The sequence below is a fragment of the Paenibacillus sp. FSL H7-0690 genome (assembly GCF_037980415.1).
GTDB lineage: Bacteria > Bacillota > Bacilli > Paenibacillales > Paenibacillaceae > Paenibacillus_AQ > Paenibacillus_AQ odorifer.
The window spans coordinates 5,480,537-5,497,199 of the sequence record NZ_CP150281.1 but is presented as its reverse complement, the minus strand read 5'-3'; the positions used below and the strand labels follow the sequence as shown (position 1 = coordinate 5,497,199).

Sequence of the window (16,663 nt, the reverse complement as noted above, 5' to 3'; positions counted from 1 at the left end):
TAGTGTTTTACTGTTGTTTTGCTCATATCAATTCCCCTCCCTGAAGCCAAAGCTTCGATATTATCTGTCAATGATAGGGAGCGGGCTGATCTGTTATAGTTCTCTCCGAGTTCTCTCATTTGTGCAAAAGCGACTACTATTTGAGAAGATTCCCGGAAGCCTTGCGGCGTTTAAATCTAACGAAAGAACCTGCAAAAAAACTTGATCTTACAAGGATTTTCGCGGGCTTTAGATTCCTTTTCTTTGACTTAGTTTCTGCTATCTTCCCGATAGCATGAGCGACTCAAAATCGAGAGGGAATCCGTGGAGGTTCGAGTCCTCTCACCGGTACCAACTAAATCAACTCAAAGTTCATTAGATACTATATCTGATGAACTTTTTTGTTTGTTTTTTTACAATTCAGTTCATGCCTGTGCCGGAAAACTTTTGATACATCCTTCAAGTGTGAATAAGAAATTGTACTTAGTGGTACTGAGGAAGATTAATGTAAGCGGATATGTGAATGAGATAGAGGCATTCCTGAGGAAGCTCCATTTCGAAAGCTATAAGCAATCATGATACTAAACAGCGATTGACAAAATAGAGGAACTACCTAATACTAATTGATAATCATTATCATTTATTGTGAAATATAATTAATTCAAATAGATTGTGGAGCAGATCGGAGTGTATTGCAAAGATGAGGCTGGAAGATCATATTTTCGCATGGAATTATGCCGCTGTTAAAGTACTTGATATTCGACATGCTGTGATGAAGCCTGGGGACAAGCTGCAAGGCTATGTATTACCAGCATGTGGATTTATCTACTGTGTGCGGGGTACGGCCAGCTTGAATCTCAACGGCATAGATTACGAGGCAGACCGTCACTTTATTGTACATGGTGGTAAGGGTATGAGACTAAGTATAGAGACAGGGAAGTTGTTTGAGTACTATTTATTATTCTATAGAGCCTCCTTGCCAGGAAGAAAGGATTTAGCAAGACTTTTAGAACGCAGCAATCCATTTCGGATGCAGTATAGCTTCGAGTCTTTGGAGCCATTACCACTGCACTATCAACTAATGGCAATGGAACAACTTTGGGCACAAGGAAGCCAATTGGAAAGAATTCAAGTTAAAGGCTTGTTCTATCAGTTTATACATGAATTATTAAAGCAGTTTACAAAGGATGGAATTAACCTCAGGCAACCGGATGTCATTGGGCAGGTTGTCCGTTATATTGAGGAGCATTATCGTCATAATTTATCACTAGAATCTATAGCGGAGCAATTTAATTATAGCCCTCGTCATTTATCAACCCGCTTTAAAGGGGAGACAGGGTTTAGCTTGATTGAATATTTGATACGATTCCGGCTTAAACATGCAGAAGAGCTATTACGATGTACCGATGCTCCACTTCGCGATATTGCAGAAGAAGTTGGATATAACGATGTATATTACTTCAGTCGCATGTTCAGTAAATACAATGGTCAATCTCCCATCCGGTTCCGCAAGGAAAGCAGGCAGGTGAGCTCATCGGACAATCGTCCATTTACCACCGCCAAATTCTCCATTGGCGAGCACATATCCTCCCGATATAATGTTATTGAGTATGATAATCATTATCATTACTATTACCATAATGAAATAACCGGAGGGTCTTCACCTATGAGATTAACAAAGACGTCAAGTTTTATTGTAGCGATGCTGCTTAGCTTTACCTTGCTATTAAGTGCATGTGGATCTGCAAGTGTTGGTTCTAATGCCACAAATTCTAATGGATCCAAAGCTTCTGAAGTTACATCATCACCAGCAAATAATTCAACTCCAGCTGACAATGCCAATAAGGAGGCTCAGACAAGAACTATCTCTACAATAAAGGGAGATATTGTTGTTCCAGCTAATCCAAAGAGGGTTGTCGTGTTATACCTTCAAGGGGATCTTGTGGCCCTCGGCATTAAGCCAGTAGGGACTTCGAGTGTCTTTGAAGGAGCGGCCTTTGCAGAAGAGCTTGGGGGGATTGAAGATCTAGGTTCATGGTATGAGCCTAATCCAGAGGCTATTATGGCAGTAAAGCCGGACTTGATCATAGCTGCTTCTGAAGAAACTTACGAAATCCTTAAGGATATTGCACCGACCGTTCCAATCCCTTATGAAAAAATGGCGACGGATGAACGTGTAATGAAGATTGGCGAGGTATTTGGCAAGGAGCAGGAGGCACAAGCTCTATTAGATAATTTCCACGAGAAGTTGGAGAAGAGCAAGCAGCAGCTTGATGAACTTGGAATTTTGGATAAGACAGTAACCATTATCGAAGGCGGCAAAAAAGAGATGGCGGTGATCGATAGCAAGCTTTATGGAAGGGGCTCTCAGATCATTTATGAATATTTAGGGCTAAAAGCACCAGAGATTCTTCAGAAAAAGATTGATGGCAGAGAGAAGGCTACTGGAGGGTTTGTTTCCTTAGAGGTGTTACCTGAGTATATAGGAGACTTCGTGTTCCGCTCTGTATGGGATGGGGCTGATGATTTGTCAGACAATCCAATTTGGAACAGCATTCCAGCAATTAAAGAAGGTAGATTGATCGAAATTGGGTTTGATTTTTCATATTATTCCGATATCTACTCTCTTGATAAGCAGCTAGATTTTGTAGTTGAGAAGCTAGTGTCAGCGTATGAAAAAAAATAGAAAGCTAGATGATAGAACAACCGTTATCCCTGATTTAAGAGGGAAATCGTATTTCGGTCTGTTTCTACTCCTAGGGATACTGCTGCTGCTACTTTCAGTAGCAGCTTCTATCTCATTTGGCTCTGCTTCCATGAGCCTGAAAATGGCATGGACAGCGATTTTTAATTTTGATCCTGAACTGACCGAGCATCAGATTATTCATGCCCTTCGTATTCCGCGTACAGCAGCTGATATTATTGCAGGTATGTGTCTCGCGGTAGCAGGAGCGGTTATGCAGGGCTATACGCGAAATCCCTTAGCAGATTCCGGATTAATGGGAGTAAATGCAGGAGCAGCTCTTGCAATGGCCGTTACACTGGTTTTTCTTCCAGGACAACTGCAGACAACAACCTTGCTGGTTAGCTTTATTGGCGCAGGACTTGGAGCAGGATTAACGTATCTTGCCGCTTCATTGAATCGTTCAGGAATGACACCTCAACGACTGGTGCTAGCTGGAATATCAATTACAATGCTATTTGGAGCTGTGGGGTCATTTATCTCATTAAACTATGGAATTGGTCGTGCCCTTGCTTATTGGACTTCGGGTAGTGTGGCTGGAGCAACATGGGTGGAAATTAGGCTAGTTATACCTTGGTTCTTAGGTGGACTGGCTTTGTCACTATTCATTGCACGCTCTATCACTGTTTTAAACTTGGGGGAAGAGATTGCGAAAGGCTTCGGGCAACGGATCGTTCTCGTTAAGATGATAGCTACGCTTGCGGTCCTTTTACTAGCGGGTGTAGCTGTTGCACTTGTAGGGCCAATCGGCTTTGTAGGGTTGATTATTCCGCATATTATGCGTTTTTTTGTAGGTGTAGATTATCGTTATATTATTCCGGCATCAGCCATTTACGGCGGCGCACTTATGGTTGTAGCGGATATCGCAGGAAGGCTGATTAATCGTCCGGCAGAGACAGCACTGGGCATTATTTTTGCAATGATTGGTGTTCCTTTCTTCTTGCTAATTGCGAGCAAAGAGAGGAGAGCCTTCAAATGAAAGTTGTTAAATCGCATAAGGCTACAATATGGATTCTATCTCTTTTAATACTGCTTATTGCAGGAGCTATTCTTAGTCTTAATATGGGAAAGGTGTCCCTCAATCCACTTGAAGTATTTCAAGTATTGCTTGGACAAGGTCCAGAGGAGCATAATCTCGTTGTTTATAAGTTTCGTCTTCCTCGGATCGTATTAGCGATACTTGTTGGATTTGGGATGGCACTGGCAGGTGCAGTTATGCAGGCTTTGCTGCGCAATGATCTGGCTGATCCCGGCATGCTTGGTATTAGCTCAGGTTCAGGTCTTATGGTGTTGCTGATTATCTCAACGGTAAGCATTCAAGGCGCCGCTATAACATTATTACTGCCGTCTATGGCATTCTTAGGTGGTCTGCTGGCAGCAGCTCTGATCTATGTTCTAGCCTATAGAAAACGTCGTATGATTTCTTCTACACGACTTGTCTTGACTGGTGTTGCGATCAATATGGGGTTTAGTGCGCTATCGCTATTCCTGACTTTAAAGCTTGATGACCAGAAGTATGAGTTTGCGCAGCGTTGGCAAGCAGGATATTTATGGGGTGACAAGTGGTCTTATATCAGCTTGTTGGCACCTTGGGTATTGCTGCTATTCGCATATATTCTTTCTAATTTCAGGACATTGAACGTCTTGGTGCTAGGCAACGAAATTTCGATAGGATTAGGAGTCGCTGTAAAGAAGAAATTTTTGCGCTTGGCGATTGCGGCTGTAGGCATAGCTTCTGGCTGTGTAGCGCTCGGGGGCTCGATCTTCTTTATTGGATTGATTAGTCCGCATGTGGCTCGCAAGCTGGTAGGTCACGACTACAAAGTGCTTCTACCTACTTCAGCGCTTATTGGTGCGCTATTGCTGCTTGTAGCGGATACGATTGCTCGAACGGTCAGCTTTAAGTCAGATATTCCCGCAGGAATTATTGTAACAATGCTGAGTGTGCCTTATTTTCTATATCTATTAATGCGTTCAAAATAAATATCGATAGGTTCGAGCCTCTCACCGTATACTAAAAAGGTCTATAAGATTGCTTAATAAGCGATTTTATAGACCTTTTTCATTTTCAGAGCTTATTGAATTTCTAATAGGAGCATTAGATTTTCCTCTACTACTACTTCTGAATTACCCTATTTCCAAAGTTCTAGTATATACCGTTAGCTTCGCATTCGATGATTTAGCATTGATACTATAAGGTGCAAACCTTTTCCTACTTTTCAACGTCTCTAATTTATAGAAACAAAAGAAAAGATCACTTGCATTTTATTTATACAGTTGTATAATAAAAGCAGTTATACAACTGTATAATATGGAGGTTGATTCATGATTAATGAAATTAAGAAGCTACCTGATGCAGAGTTAGAAATTATGCTTGTCATTTGGAAAACTGGGAATCCAGTGAGTTCTTCCTACATATCGGATCAATTACGTAATAAACGAAATTGGGCTTTGGCTACTTTAATGACGGTGCTTTCGCGACTCGTTGATAAGGGATTTTTGTATTGTGAAAAGGAGGGACGGAGCAATAGTTATCGTGCAGCCATCTCAGAAACGGATTATAAGGAATGTGAAGGAAAATCTACTCTTGAAAAACTATTCGGTAATTCTATTCAAGATATGGTGATGTCGCTGTACAATGGCAAGGCTATCGATAGAAATGATCTTGCAGAACTGCGTGAAATGCTTGACCGGGTAGAAAGAGAGGAATCCTGATAATGACCAGCCTTTTTTCGGATTTTTTAATAATTTCAGTAACGACAAGTCTAATGATTTTCGTTTTAATGTTCTTGTCTCCATGGTTAAGCAAAAACTATTCGGCAAAATGGAAATATTGGATATGGATGATTTTGACTATACGCTTGCTACTTCCGTTTAACATTTCGTTTGCCAATAATGTCGTACGGATTCCGCTTCCTGATAGCTCAAAGATAAGTACAGTGTTTCAAGACATTCCTTCCAACAGCATACAAATTGATATGTCAGGGATTTCTCATCCTGTTCAGCAGGCCGCATCGTTAAATCATATACCATCTCTTATGGACATCTTAACTTGGCTCTGGTTTTCCGGGTTCGTACTTTTTTTGCTTTATCATTTTACCAGTTACTACTTTTTCAGAAAACAGTCTCTTCGTTGGAGTAATTCTCTTTTAAGTGACCAGATGGTATTGAAAATAAACCAAGTTTATAAAGAAATGAAAATGAAATTATCCATCACCGTTTTAATTAGTGAAAAGGTTCCAAATCCAATGTTAGTTGGTTTTTACAAGCCGATTCTCTTCTTGCCGCATGATCAATATAACGATGAAGAGCTTGAATTTATCTTCAAGCATGAGTTAGTTCATTATAAGAGACATGACATTATATACAAGATACTCCTCTTAATTGTACATGCAATTCATTGGTTTAATCCTTTCGTGTGGTTCATGGTACGCCAAGCAGGACGTGAAATTGAAATTTACTGTGATGAGACGGTAGTGGGTACACGAAGCTTATCTTACCGTAAAAAATATTGTGAGGCTATCTTATCTGTCATGCAGAATTCGGATCCCCGCTTTTTGGCTTTATCAACTAACTTTTCAGGAGGGGGAATTTCTATGAAAGAGCGATTTATATCTATTCTTAATACGAAGAAAAAACGAAACGGCATCACTCTATTTTATACCGTCCTGCTTTTGATCGGGGTAATCAGCGTGTTGGCGGCGTGCACTAATATAAAAGGCAGCGAATTCATCAAACCCGGCACGATCTATTCCATTGGCTTTGATGGGGAGCAAGTTGTTGTTAATGATGCTGGCAATTCGTACTCCATAGATGCAGAGGGGAACGTTTCTGTTTCATATCGGAATGGAGATGTTAAAGCAAATGTGCCATTAAAATTGGATACGACCGGAGGGGTTCTGGGAATGGGGCAAGAGAACACCGGTTATTTTATATCCGAGGATAAAACAGCTATTGTTTATGGTTTTGCAGATGGAAAATCATTGCCGCTGCATGTTTTAATCAGTAATGATAAGGGACAGACATGGAATGACTATCCTATTCCTGGAGCAATGGGATATGAAACAAAATTTATCGGTTTCACGAATAAAAATGATGGTTGGCTGGTCAGTGGTGCTTCACAAGGAGTTGGGAGTGCGCTGAATTACGTATATCAAACCTCTGACGGAGGTAAGACGTGGAAAGAGATAGGCAATCCAAATGATATATATTCGGAACATTTGACCGGCGTGGGGTTTTCTAGTTCGGATATCGGGTTTTTAGGGTACAGATATTATATGGATGAGGGTCCTGTAATTTATTGGACCAAAGATCAGGGGCAAACTTGGGAAAGGCTTGCTGTATCGCTTCCAGAAAAGTTTGATAAATATAAAAAAAATCCCCTTTCTCCTATCTTTAATAGAAAGGAAGGACTGTTCCCTATCTCGTTAATTGATCAAGATACCGGTGTGGCAGGAACTATATATCTTACCAGTAAAGATGAAGGAATCACTTGGGTTTATGATGAAGCTTATGATAAGCTTCTAAATCCTTAAAAAAAGCGGCCATTGGAATGGCCGCTTTTTGATTGTCCAATGGGATCTCAGATAATGGGAAAATAGATACGATGAATACTAATTCCCGAACTAAAGTCAAAAAGGCTTCTATCCTAAAGTATGCCTAAGGATAGAAGCCTATGAGAGAAATATTCGAAAAGAGTATTAGCGAATTGTAAGGGATCCAATTTTGCAACGTTCATTGATTAAAAAATAACATGAATCCAATGAATTAATATGTTGTGTTACAGATGCAACTTCTTATAGGATATTATAAGGTATCTAGCGGTACATGCAGCAGTGAGAAAATTCGGAGGCTAAAGGATCCCTTCTATTTGTTTCTCAATTTGAATAAAATAGGTTACTATTTCCAACCCCCTCCTCCATGAGAAGATGACTCTACGTAATCAATCTTAATCTGACCGTTGCCTGAGCCAAGCGTGGTGTTAAAATTATATTGAGTTAAGTTCCAATCATTGAAAGTCCCTGCCCAGCTATTATCGACGATAAAAGTATAACGTGTCGTAGCTGAGAAGGAGCCGCGGATGTAGGCACAAACAGCTCTTGAACCGTAGATTCCCACTTTATAACCGTTAGGATTTTGAGTGCTGCTGTTTAGAACTGACATTATCCCTTGGAAATAAGGCACAACATTTCCAGTAATTTGAGTAGTGGTCATATCGCGATCCACGGCGAAATAAATCGGAGTGGCATTCGTTTGTCCGAAGTCATTTGCCAATTCTACAGCATCTTTCGCATCACTAACACCCTGTGCATTCGTAAAGTAACTGACAGTTGTTCCACCTTTGTTTTCATAAAGGGATACTATGAACAGCCCAGCATTAGAAATTCGTGTAATCTCAGCATCTGTAAGCCCGTCATGAGAACCTTCTACACGGTTCAGGTATCGTCCAACAAATGTAAAGTTATTATTTTGAAGTGTCATCAATCTTGCTGAAGTAACGTTTGTTGCAGTATCACAACCCAGTGCCAATGTGGTTTCCTTCTTTCAAATTATTAGATAGATTTCTTTAAACTGCATTCATAAGACCTCTATGAGAAAGATTGGCGCCAACCTAAAATAGTATATGAGAAATAGTTCACAAGTTCTTGGGGGAATAATTTAGTAGATATAAAAGAGGCAATTGACTTTAGTTAGTTGGATATGAGGTTCAACCGTGCTAGATTCATTGTTTGAGGAGTAACTAGCATATTTATAAATCTAATCTAGAAAAAGAAGAACAGATCTGCATTTTTATTGAGATTTTTATTAAATTTCGCTTAAGTTTGTTAGGGGAGAGTTGGTTTTCTCGTAGTGCATTTCGTTCTCTTTCTAATGTCCAACTGTGGGAGTTTTGTATCCTTATGACTTTTTGTGAATGCGGAAAAAGCCGCGAAAAAGCTTCATTGTACAAGAATTTTTTTGGCTTTTTAGATTTCTATTCTTAGACTTATATTTCGGTATCCTCACAATAATATGTTTACTCAAAATCGAGAGGAAAACTGTGGAGGTTCGATTTATCTCACTGTTAACTAAAAAAGAACACCCTATTGTACTTACGATAGGCTGTTCCTTTTTTTACAGGGGACCATAAAAAGAACAATTTCGACTTGAAATAGATTATTGTTATATGAAATATCTACTAAACCATTACTATCCTCAACGACCTTCTGGATACTTTTTAAGCCTATACCATGACCGGATTTATTAGTTTTTGTGGAGCAGATGTCGCCAAAACGATTCGTATGAATTTCATTCACATAAGGATTCTGAATCCGGATGAACAAGCTTTCATTAAGATAATGCATATGTATGGTGATATAGCACTCTTCATTTCTTTTATCGCAACAAGCTTCAATGGCATTGTCCAGTGCATTTCCTAAAATCACACTGATAACTGTGGTGTCGAGCGTCAGCTGTACAGGGATGTTCAAGTCTAACTTGAAGGGGATCTGATGCTTCTCAGCGACCTGCTGCTTGTAGTTGATAATGGAATCAATAATCGTATTCCCGCTATTGCTGACGCCTATTGGATTGTCTATTTGCCCCAGTAAGTTGTCCAACTCATTCAGATTGGCATCTTCACCGGATTGTACCTTTGCGCGTAAACCTATGAGAATATTTTTAATATCATGCTGGAACTTAAAAGATTCTTCCTGTATTTCTTTTGTCAAAAGATATTGATTTACATAGTAAGCATTTTGTTGCTCAAGTAAGTAACTTTGGTTCTGTGCAGATTGGATAACTAACATACGGTCGCATAAGATAAATATCAATAAATTTATAATGAGTAGTCCTGTGGATAGGATTGGAACAAGGGTAGGGAAGGACTGCATATAAAGACTGGATGCGAAGCTGTAGATCCCTAGTGTGCTTATAGAAGGGCAAATAAATAATAGAACCCAATACCATTTAGATAACCCGCCATTTCCAAAGGCTTTAGCTACGCGCACGGATACAAAAGCTAATATAAACATCAGCAGCTTGGAAAGAAACTGGTTCAGAATATATCCCTTTGTCGAGTAAAATAGGGGTAGTGATAACTCACTAAGCGTAATAAGCGCAACCAGAAAAAGAGCGGCAACGATCCGCCATTTGATATTTCCATTGTAAAAAAAAGATAAGAGAGCAATCAGGCCAATATTGAGTGTGAGTAGGATTGAGCCTGGCAGTGAGCTATAGTGCAGAAAGACAATACAGAGGAAATATAGAGAGTACACGATAACAAGATTGGCTTTGGTGGTAAGTCGGCTAACGAAACAATGGCTGTAGAAGTAATGAATGATGATAGGTAAAAGTGGAAGCGTTACTAGATAAAATAACTCCTCCAGAAAGATATTATCCAACAAGACTCCCCCTGAATTTCAGATATTTTTTCTTAAAATCGGCACTGTATTTTGCACTAATGGGTAAGGCTTCGCCATTAAGGAGAATTACTCCCTGGTTACTGATTTCTTTAATAAAGTAAAAGTTAACGATGTAGGATTGATGGATTCGGACAAAATCGCTCACAGGAAGCTTCTGCTCTTCCTCGTTTAGTGTACTGTAGTAGTCGAGTTGATCGTTGCAGGAATAAAGAATAATTCTCCGCCGGTTGCTTTCCAGATAGATGATATTTCGATAGGGGATTAGAATTTCTTTTCCTTTTTGCTGTAGTGATAAGAAGTTTTTTTTGCCTTGCTGCAGCTTGCGAATTACTTTTTCAATCGTAGAAATCAGTTTTTGCTTAAATATCTCTGAATCGATAGGTTTCTTTATAAATCCCGAGGGCTGAACATCGAAGAGTTGCAGATGATATTCATCATGACTAGAGACATAGATAAGCTGCACTAGATCATTTTCATCATTTCCCCGCAGTACATACCCAGCTTTTATTCCATCCATATCCGCCATTTCAATGTCCATAAAAATAATATCAAACGCGCAGGCCTCTTGAATGGTCTTAGTGAAGCTTTCTCCGGAATAAAAGATCGACACCTCTATTTTCCTTGTGAAATTCCTTTGAGTCTCCAGAATAAGTCTCTCTATTAATTCAGTAGTGGGAAAGTCATCATCACAGACAGCAATACGTATCACTTTATCATTCCTTTCGACAAGAATTGTCCAAAATATCCGGGAATTTGTCGACCATATAAGTCACATTATACAAATCCTTCTTAATAATTACATTAACTAACTTGATTATTACAGTTTGAATGTAGTGTCCATGACAACATGTTAGGATGTGGAAAAGTGAGAAGAGGAGTGTTTGATTTGACTCAAACGATCTTTGAGGCCAGAGGTTTAAGCAAACAATACGGAGAGTCTTTTGCGCTTCAGGATGTCTATATGACGATTGGGGTAGGAGATATTTATGGGTTTGTTGGCGAAAATGGGGCAGGTAAAACTACATTAATGAAAATAATAGGCGGATTGGTACATCCGACACATGGCGAAATCTCTCTTTTTGAAAAAAAGGACACAAAAGCTGTTCACGAGGCGAGGCGAAAGGTTGGATTTCTAATTGAAAGGCCAGCGCTTTATCCTAATCTAAATGCGAAGCAAAATCTTACGTTTTATTGCCGTGCGTTTGGGATTAAGGATAAGAGCAGAATTGCGGAAGTATTGCAGGCAGTTTCTCTGGCAGATGCCGGTTCTAAGCTAACCTCAGAATACTCCCTTGGGATGAAACAACGTTTAGGTCTGGCTATTGCTCTACTTAACGATCCCAAATTTCTGGTATTGGACGAGCCTATTAATGGTCTTGATCCGTCAGGCATTGTAGAAGTGCGAAAGATCCTGGAGAAGCTATCCAAAGAGCAAGGAGTGACTATACTAATATCCAGTCATATTTTAAGTGAGTTGCAGCTACTTGCGACCCAATACGGTTTTATTCATAAAGGAAGGTTAATCAAAGAAGCTTCTGCGGAGGAACTCTTACATACGGCGGAAACAAAGATCTGTATTCGAACGGCTGATCCCGCAGCGACACTTCAGATTTTGAAAAGTGAACTCCAACTAGAAACCATTACGATCAGCGAAGCTGGAGAAATTCAAATTCCTAAAGAGAGTACAAATCTGGAAGAGCTGATGTCTTTTTTTCTAAAGCGGGGCATCCATATTGAAGGGATTAACCTGTCGGCACCAAATCTTGAGAACTATTATATGGATCTAATTGCTGGAGGTAACGAATGAGGAATTTTCTTAAGGCTGAAGCTTATTATGTAACCAAGGATCCCATGTTCAAGGGGATAAGTCTTCTTTTGCTGTTTGGAAGTGCCTTATTACTGGTTTGGATGGGGGTACAAGTAGGATTTGATATAGACAGTCCTTTAGAGCCTTTAATCACTAGCATTCAGTTATCTTTTTTTCTGTATTTTATCATCCCGATTTACGTTTGTTTTTTTGCTACCGAGGGATTTGAGTATGGGTCGGTTCAAATCATTATCGCTTCGGGTCAGAGCAGGTCATTATATTTACTGGGAAAATATCTGACCGAATTAAAAGTTGTATTATGGTGGGTAATTCAATTTTTTGGTCTTTTTTATGTATTGTATATGCTGGCAGCGCTTGTTACGGGTTCCCATATCGGAAATGAAAGCTTAGAGGGGAAGTTTATCGTTGCTATGGGGGCTATTGGATTCAATATTTTGTATCTCGCAGCTTATTCCGCTGTCGTGCTGTTGTTAGGAGTATTGATGAAAAAATCGGCTACCGCTGTTATTGCCACGTTTGTTTTTGTATTTGGCGATTTTCTGCTCAGTGGTTATCTGAAAGACTCTTCGTATGTATATCTGAGAGTGATTTCTGAAAATACGCTAACGACGCAAATTTTTAAATTCTCTGCTGTAAATTCACATGAAATATATACCCTAAACGAGGGTGTTCGTATGATCCTAATCCCTGTTGTAATCATAGGAGTTTGCTTGAGCGTTGCTTTAATTTCTTTTGAAAAGAGAGATGTGCATCTATAGGAAGGAAGGATGGATTATGAAAAAGGATAACAAAAGATTCACTATGATCTTAAGTATTTCGGTAGTAGTTATTATTTTTTGTGTTCTTTTTGTGAGTATACGAATATCTTGACGCTGTCTATCTAGTTTTACTAGAACGTGAGGATTGAATCGCTCTCTGGTAAAAAAGCCACGGCGTACGTTAATAACGTACCTCGTGGCTTTAGGTGTTTATGGAAGGACATTGCCGGCAGCACGGTAGATTTCATACCATTCTTGCCGAGTGAGAGTAATATCGGAAGCTTTGGCAATATCACGCAAGCGCTGCGTATTAGTTGTGCCAACGACAGGCTGCATATTTGCCGGATGTCTGAGAATCCATGCGATGGCAATCGCTGTATTGGTTACGTCTTTTTCAGCTGCTAAGCGGTTAATGACCTCGTTCAATTCAGGGAACTTATCGTTATCTAAGAATACGCCTTCAAAGAAGCAATATTGGAAAGGCGACCAAGGCTGAATGGTCATGTCATGCAGGCGACTGTACTCCAAAATCCCGCCATCATGAACAACTGAACCGGAGTTAGTCATATTCACATTGAAACCTGTATCAATCATGCCAGTGACCATAATGCTCAATTGCAGCTGGTTGAACAGCAGCGGTTGCTTTACACTTTTTTTAAGCAGCTCGATTTGCAACGGGTTCTGATTGCTGACACCAAAGTGTTTGACCATACCTTTGCTTTCCAGAATATCAAAAGCCTCAGCGACTTCTTCTGGCTCGAATAGCGTATCAGGACGGTGAAGCAGTAGGACGTCGATATAGTCTGTTTTCAAGCGCTTAAGGCTGCCTTCCACGGATTGCAGGATATGTTCCTTGGAGAAATCAAAAAAACCGTTGCGGATTCCGCATTTGGTTTGGATCATCATTTTATCACGCATACCCGGATTGTTCTCCAGTACACCTGCGAATACTTCCTCGGCTTTGCCAGCTGCGTAGATGTCGGCGTGGTCAAAAAAGTCTATTCCGAGCTCGAGGGCACTATGTACATGTGTATCTGCTTCTTTTGCAGATAAATCAGCAATCCGCATACAGCCAAGCGAAATTTGTGACACCTCAAGTGCGCCGTTTGCTACACTAATTTTTTTAACCAAAAGTGACTCACTCCTTCGAATGTTAGTAGAACATGCAGTATTCAATCAAACCATATCATAAAGAGGGGAGGTAAGCCAATGTCTATCTAAAAGAGAAAGAGGTTATCTCATCAGTAGAATTCACTACTTCAGAGATAACCTCATTTGTCTATAAATCAGTTATTAATACATATTTGGAATGTCGACATTAGGATCAATGTCAGCTTCGTAGTCTACACCCTCTGTTCTAAAACCAAACAGGTTAAAGAAATCTTGGCGGTAGCCTTCAAGATCAGCAAGCTCACCTGCATTGTCGGTTGTCAGCTCGTCCCAACGTTTCATAACCTCAGTCTGAACATCCTCACGCATTTCCCAGTCATCAATTCGGATCAAGCAGCCTCCGTCAGCAGTAGCTTCGCCCCCACTGTAAAGATGCTCAGAGAATAAACGGTACATTTGTTCAATACAGTTCTCGTGCAGCCCTTTTTCCTTCATTACTTCATACAATGCAGAAATATAAAGAGGGACTACAGGAATCGCGGAGCTGGATTGGGTTACCAGAGCTTTGTTCACGGAAACAAAAGCACGTCCACCTTGAGTGGACAGGCGATCATTCAGTTGGACCGCTGTTTGTTCCAGATCATGTTTGGCTTGACCAATCGTTCCGTCGCGATAGATAGGGTGAGTGATTTCAGGCCCGATGTAGGAGTAAGCAACGGTTGTAGCTCCCTCGGCAAGCACGCCAGCTGCTTGAAGCTGATCGATCCACATTCTCCAATCTTCGCCGCCCATAACTGCGATGGTCTGACGTACTTCCTCTTCTGAAGCAGGCTCAATAGTGGTCATGGAAACTTCACCTGTGTGGAAGTTCAAGGTTTTGTTTGAATAAGCGGTTCCCACCGGTTTAATGACGGAGGAGAAGGTTTCTCCTGTTACCGGATGAGTGCGGCGTGGTGAAGCGACACTATAGACAACTAAATCAACTGTGCCATATTCAGCTTTAATCAATTCAATGGTCTTCTCTTTGATAGCATCGGAGAAGGCATCGCCAACTATGCTGTGAGATTTAAGTCCAAGCTGCGCTGCTTGTTGTTCAAAAGCTGCGGAGTTGTACCAGCCAGCAGAAGCTGTACGTTGACCTTCAGCAGCTTTATCAAAGAAAACACCAATAGTGTTGGCGCCAGCACCGAAAGCGGCTGAAATTCTGGAAGCTAGTCCGTATCCGGTAGAAGCGCCAATGACTAGTACATTAGCAGGTCCCTCAATTTTCTTTTGTGCTTTTACATATTCAATTTGTTGTTGTATTTGTTTGGCGCATCCCTCTGGATGGGCTGTTGTACATATAAATCCGCGAGTTTTAGGTTGAATAATCATCAAGGAATTCCCCTTTTTATAAAAATTAAAGTCCAATGTTACTTCAGAGAAAGTATAGCAAACAATATTTACTAATACAAAGAATTTAGGATATTGGAGAAGAATGACTGCTCTCCACTACGATCGACTGCCATCCGCTGCCGCTTACGGACCCAGATGACGTTATATGCAAATTTATCGCCTTTTCAGCAGGGTTTCGGACCCCAGAGACGTTATTGCTTAGAAAAAGGTTCATATTAGGTGTATTTTGTGCCAATAGAGGCTATGAGGTCCGTTGGAATTCCAAATGTGCAATAATGCTGCGTTAAGGGTCAACTGTGTCCGATAGGGGCATTGTGCGGGGAGCTGTGATAGGTCGACCGAACGTACGAAGGAAATAAAACGAACGAATGACGAATCTTACGAATCGTGGCAATCGAACTATCTAACCCGAATCATCCGATGAACCCAAGCACAAAAGGGGCTGCCCCAGCAGCCATTTCGTGGCCATGGGACAACCCCTTAATCTAATGAGGCTAGATTACGCCTTAAATATGGAATCTATAGTTTTGATCTCTTCTGGTGTCAGCCGCACCTTCAGCGTCTCTAAGTTGGAAACGATCTGCTCAGGACGTTTGGCGCCCGGAATAAGCGCATCGATGGAAGGTACGGTCAAATACCAGGCAAGTACGACATGTGCGACTTCGACACCTTTAGCATTGGCAATCTGACGAACCTTGTCCACCTTCTCCAGATTCTTGGCAAAGGTCTCCCCTTGAAATAGCGGGTCATTTTTTCTAATGTCGCTGAATGTATCGCCTTGCTTATATTTGCCGCCCAGCAGGCCCGACGCAAGTGGGAAATAGGGCACGAAAGAAATGCCATGCTCCTGCGTATAAGGCAGCAAATCTTGTTCCGCATCACGATGCAGCAGATTGTAGTGGGATTGAAGAACATCCACATGACCATCTTTGTTGGCTTCTTTCAGCTGATCAATGGAGAAGTTAGACACCCCGATGGCTCTAATCTTCCCTTCATCTTTCAGCTTCTTAAGTTCACCTACAGCTTCGTCCTTAGGTGTGCTTTCATCAGGGAAATGAATATAGTAAAGATCAATATAATCGGTCTGGAGGCGTTTCAAGCTGTCTTCTACAGACTGTCTTAGAAAAGCTGGAGAGTTGTCGAGTGTAATCTTGTCACCGGTAATCACGTGAGCGCCTTTAGTAGCAATGACCACATTGTCGCGGCCGCCTCTTTCCTTCAGCACTTCGCCAATCAGTTCCTCGGATCTTCCTGGTCCATAAATAAAGGCGGAATCAATAAAATTAATCCCATGATCCAGAGCGCTGCGCACAATATTTCTGCCGGTTTCATCATTTAAACCCGGAAATAAATTATGCCCGCCAACAGCATTGGCACCCAGACCCAGCGGGAGAACCTGCAGATTGGTTTTTCCTAAAGTTATTTTATTAGCCATAATCAATAGTCA

General features: G+C 40.8%; 13 protein-coding genes. 7 read left to right on the top strand and 6 right to left on the bottom strand.

What is annotated here, in order from left to right:
- Positions 1-679 precede the first annotated feature (679 nt).
- The 5 genes from MHI32_RS24215 (at position 680) to MHI32_RS24195 (ending at position 7,257) form a co-directional block, all read left to right on the top strand.
- Positions 680-2,665, top strand: a complete 1,986-nt coding sequence (locus MHI32_RS24215) for an AraC family transcriptional regulator (protein WP_340011109.1) — start codon at positions 680-682, stop codon at positions 2,663-2,665.
- Positions 2,652-3,701 (top strand): iron ABC transporter permease, encoded by a 1,050-nt coding sequence (locus MHI32_RS24210; RefSeq protein WP_080742574.1) that lies wholly within the window; start codon positions 2,652-2,654, stop codon positions 3,699-3,701. Before MHI32_RS24215 ends, MHI32_RS24210 begins: the two co-directional genes overlap by 14 nt.
- A complete protein-coding gene (locus MHI32_RS24205; protein ID WP_076278873.1) occupies positions 3,698-4,705 on the top strand; it encodes an iron ABC transporter permease in 1,008 nt (335 codons plus the stop codon). Before MHI32_RS24210 ends, MHI32_RS24205 begins: the two co-directional genes overlap by 4 nt.
- A 342-nt stretch (positions 4,706-5,047) precedes the next feature.
- Entirely contained in the window at positions 5,048-5,437 is a 390-nt protein-coding gene (locus tag MHI32_RS24200; protein WP_076308781.1) for a BlaI/MecI/CopY family transcriptional regulator, read from the top strand.
- A gap of 2 nt (positions 5,438-5,439) precedes the next feature.
- The gene (locus MHI32_RS24195; protein WP_076308782.1) at positions 5,440-7,257 is read left to right on the top strand and encodes a M56 family metallopeptidase; all 1,818 of its coding nucleotides are present in this window, start codon (positions 5,440-5,442) and stop codon (positions 7,255-7,257) included.
- 364 nt (positions 7,258-7,621) lie between these two features.
- On the opposite strand, the gene MHI32_RS24190 is transcribed toward MHI32_RS24195, so the two are convergent.
- The 3 genes from MHI32_RS24190 to MHI32_RS24180 form a co-directional block, all read right to left on the bottom strand.
- Entirely contained in the window at positions 7,622-8,251 is a 630-nt protein-coding gene (locus MHI32_RS24190; protein ID WP_339244585.1) for a glycoside hydrolase domain-containing protein, read from the bottom strand.
- A 563-nt stretch (positions 8,252-8,814) separates the two neighbouring features.
- Complete coding sequence (locus MHI32_RS24185) at positions 8,815-10,104, bottom strand: GHKL domain-containing protein (RefSeq protein WP_340011107.1); 1,290 nt, start codon at positions 10,102-10,104, stop codon at positions 8,815-8,817.
- On the bottom strand, positions 10,097-10,834 hold the full coding sequence (locus MHI32_RS24180; protein WP_076307310.1) for a LytTR family DNA-binding domain-containing protein: 738 nt from the start codon (positions 10,832-10,834) through the stop codon (positions 10,097-10,099). Before MHI32_RS24180 ends, MHI32_RS24185 begins: the two co-directional genes overlap by 8 nt.
- A gap of 156 nt (positions 10,835-10,990) precedes the next feature.
- Here MHI32_RS24180 and MHI32_RS24175 point away from each other — a divergent pair, with 156 nt between their 5' ends.
- Entirely contained in the window at positions 10,991-11,932 is a 942-nt protein-coding gene (locus MHI32_RS24175) for an ABC transporter ATP-binding protein (RefSeq protein ID WP_340011105.1), read from the top strand.
- Positions 11,929-12,711 carry a hypothetical protein gene (locus MHI32_RS24170; RefSeq protein ID WP_340011104.1) on the top strand — a complete coding sequence of 261 codons (783 nt, stop codon included), beginning with the start codon at positions 11,929-11,931 and terminating at the stop codon, positions 12,709-12,711. The genes MHI32_RS24175 and MHI32_RS24170 overlap by 4 nt, the downstream gene beginning before the upstream one ends.
- Before the next feature lie 210 nt (positions 12,712-12,921).
- On the opposite strand, the gene MHI32_RS24165 is transcribed toward MHI32_RS24170, so the two are convergent.
- From MHI32_RS24165 to MHI32_RS24155, 3 genes are all read right to left on the bottom strand, one after another.
- A complete protein-coding gene (locus tag MHI32_RS24165; protein WP_340011103.1) occupies positions 12,922-13,842 on the bottom strand; it encodes an aldo/keto reductase in 921 nt (306 codons plus the stop codon).
- 162 nt (positions 13,843-14,004) lie between these two features.
- Positions 14,005-15,195 carry an enoyl-ACP reductase FabV gene (gene fabV, locus MHI32_RS24160; RefSeq protein ID WP_340011102.1) on the bottom strand — a complete coding sequence of 397 codons (1,191 nt, stop codon included), beginning with the start codon at positions 15,193-15,195 and terminating at the stop codon, positions 14,005-14,007.
- A 520-nt stretch (positions 15,196-15,715) separates the two neighbouring features.
- Positions 15,716-16,651: an aldo/keto reductase gene (locus tag MHI32_RS24155; RefSeq protein WP_076278866.1), complete on the bottom strand. Its 936-nt coding sequence runs from the start codon at positions 16,649-16,651 to the stop codon at positions 15,716-15,718.
- Positions 16,652-16,663: the final 12 nt, after the last annotated feature.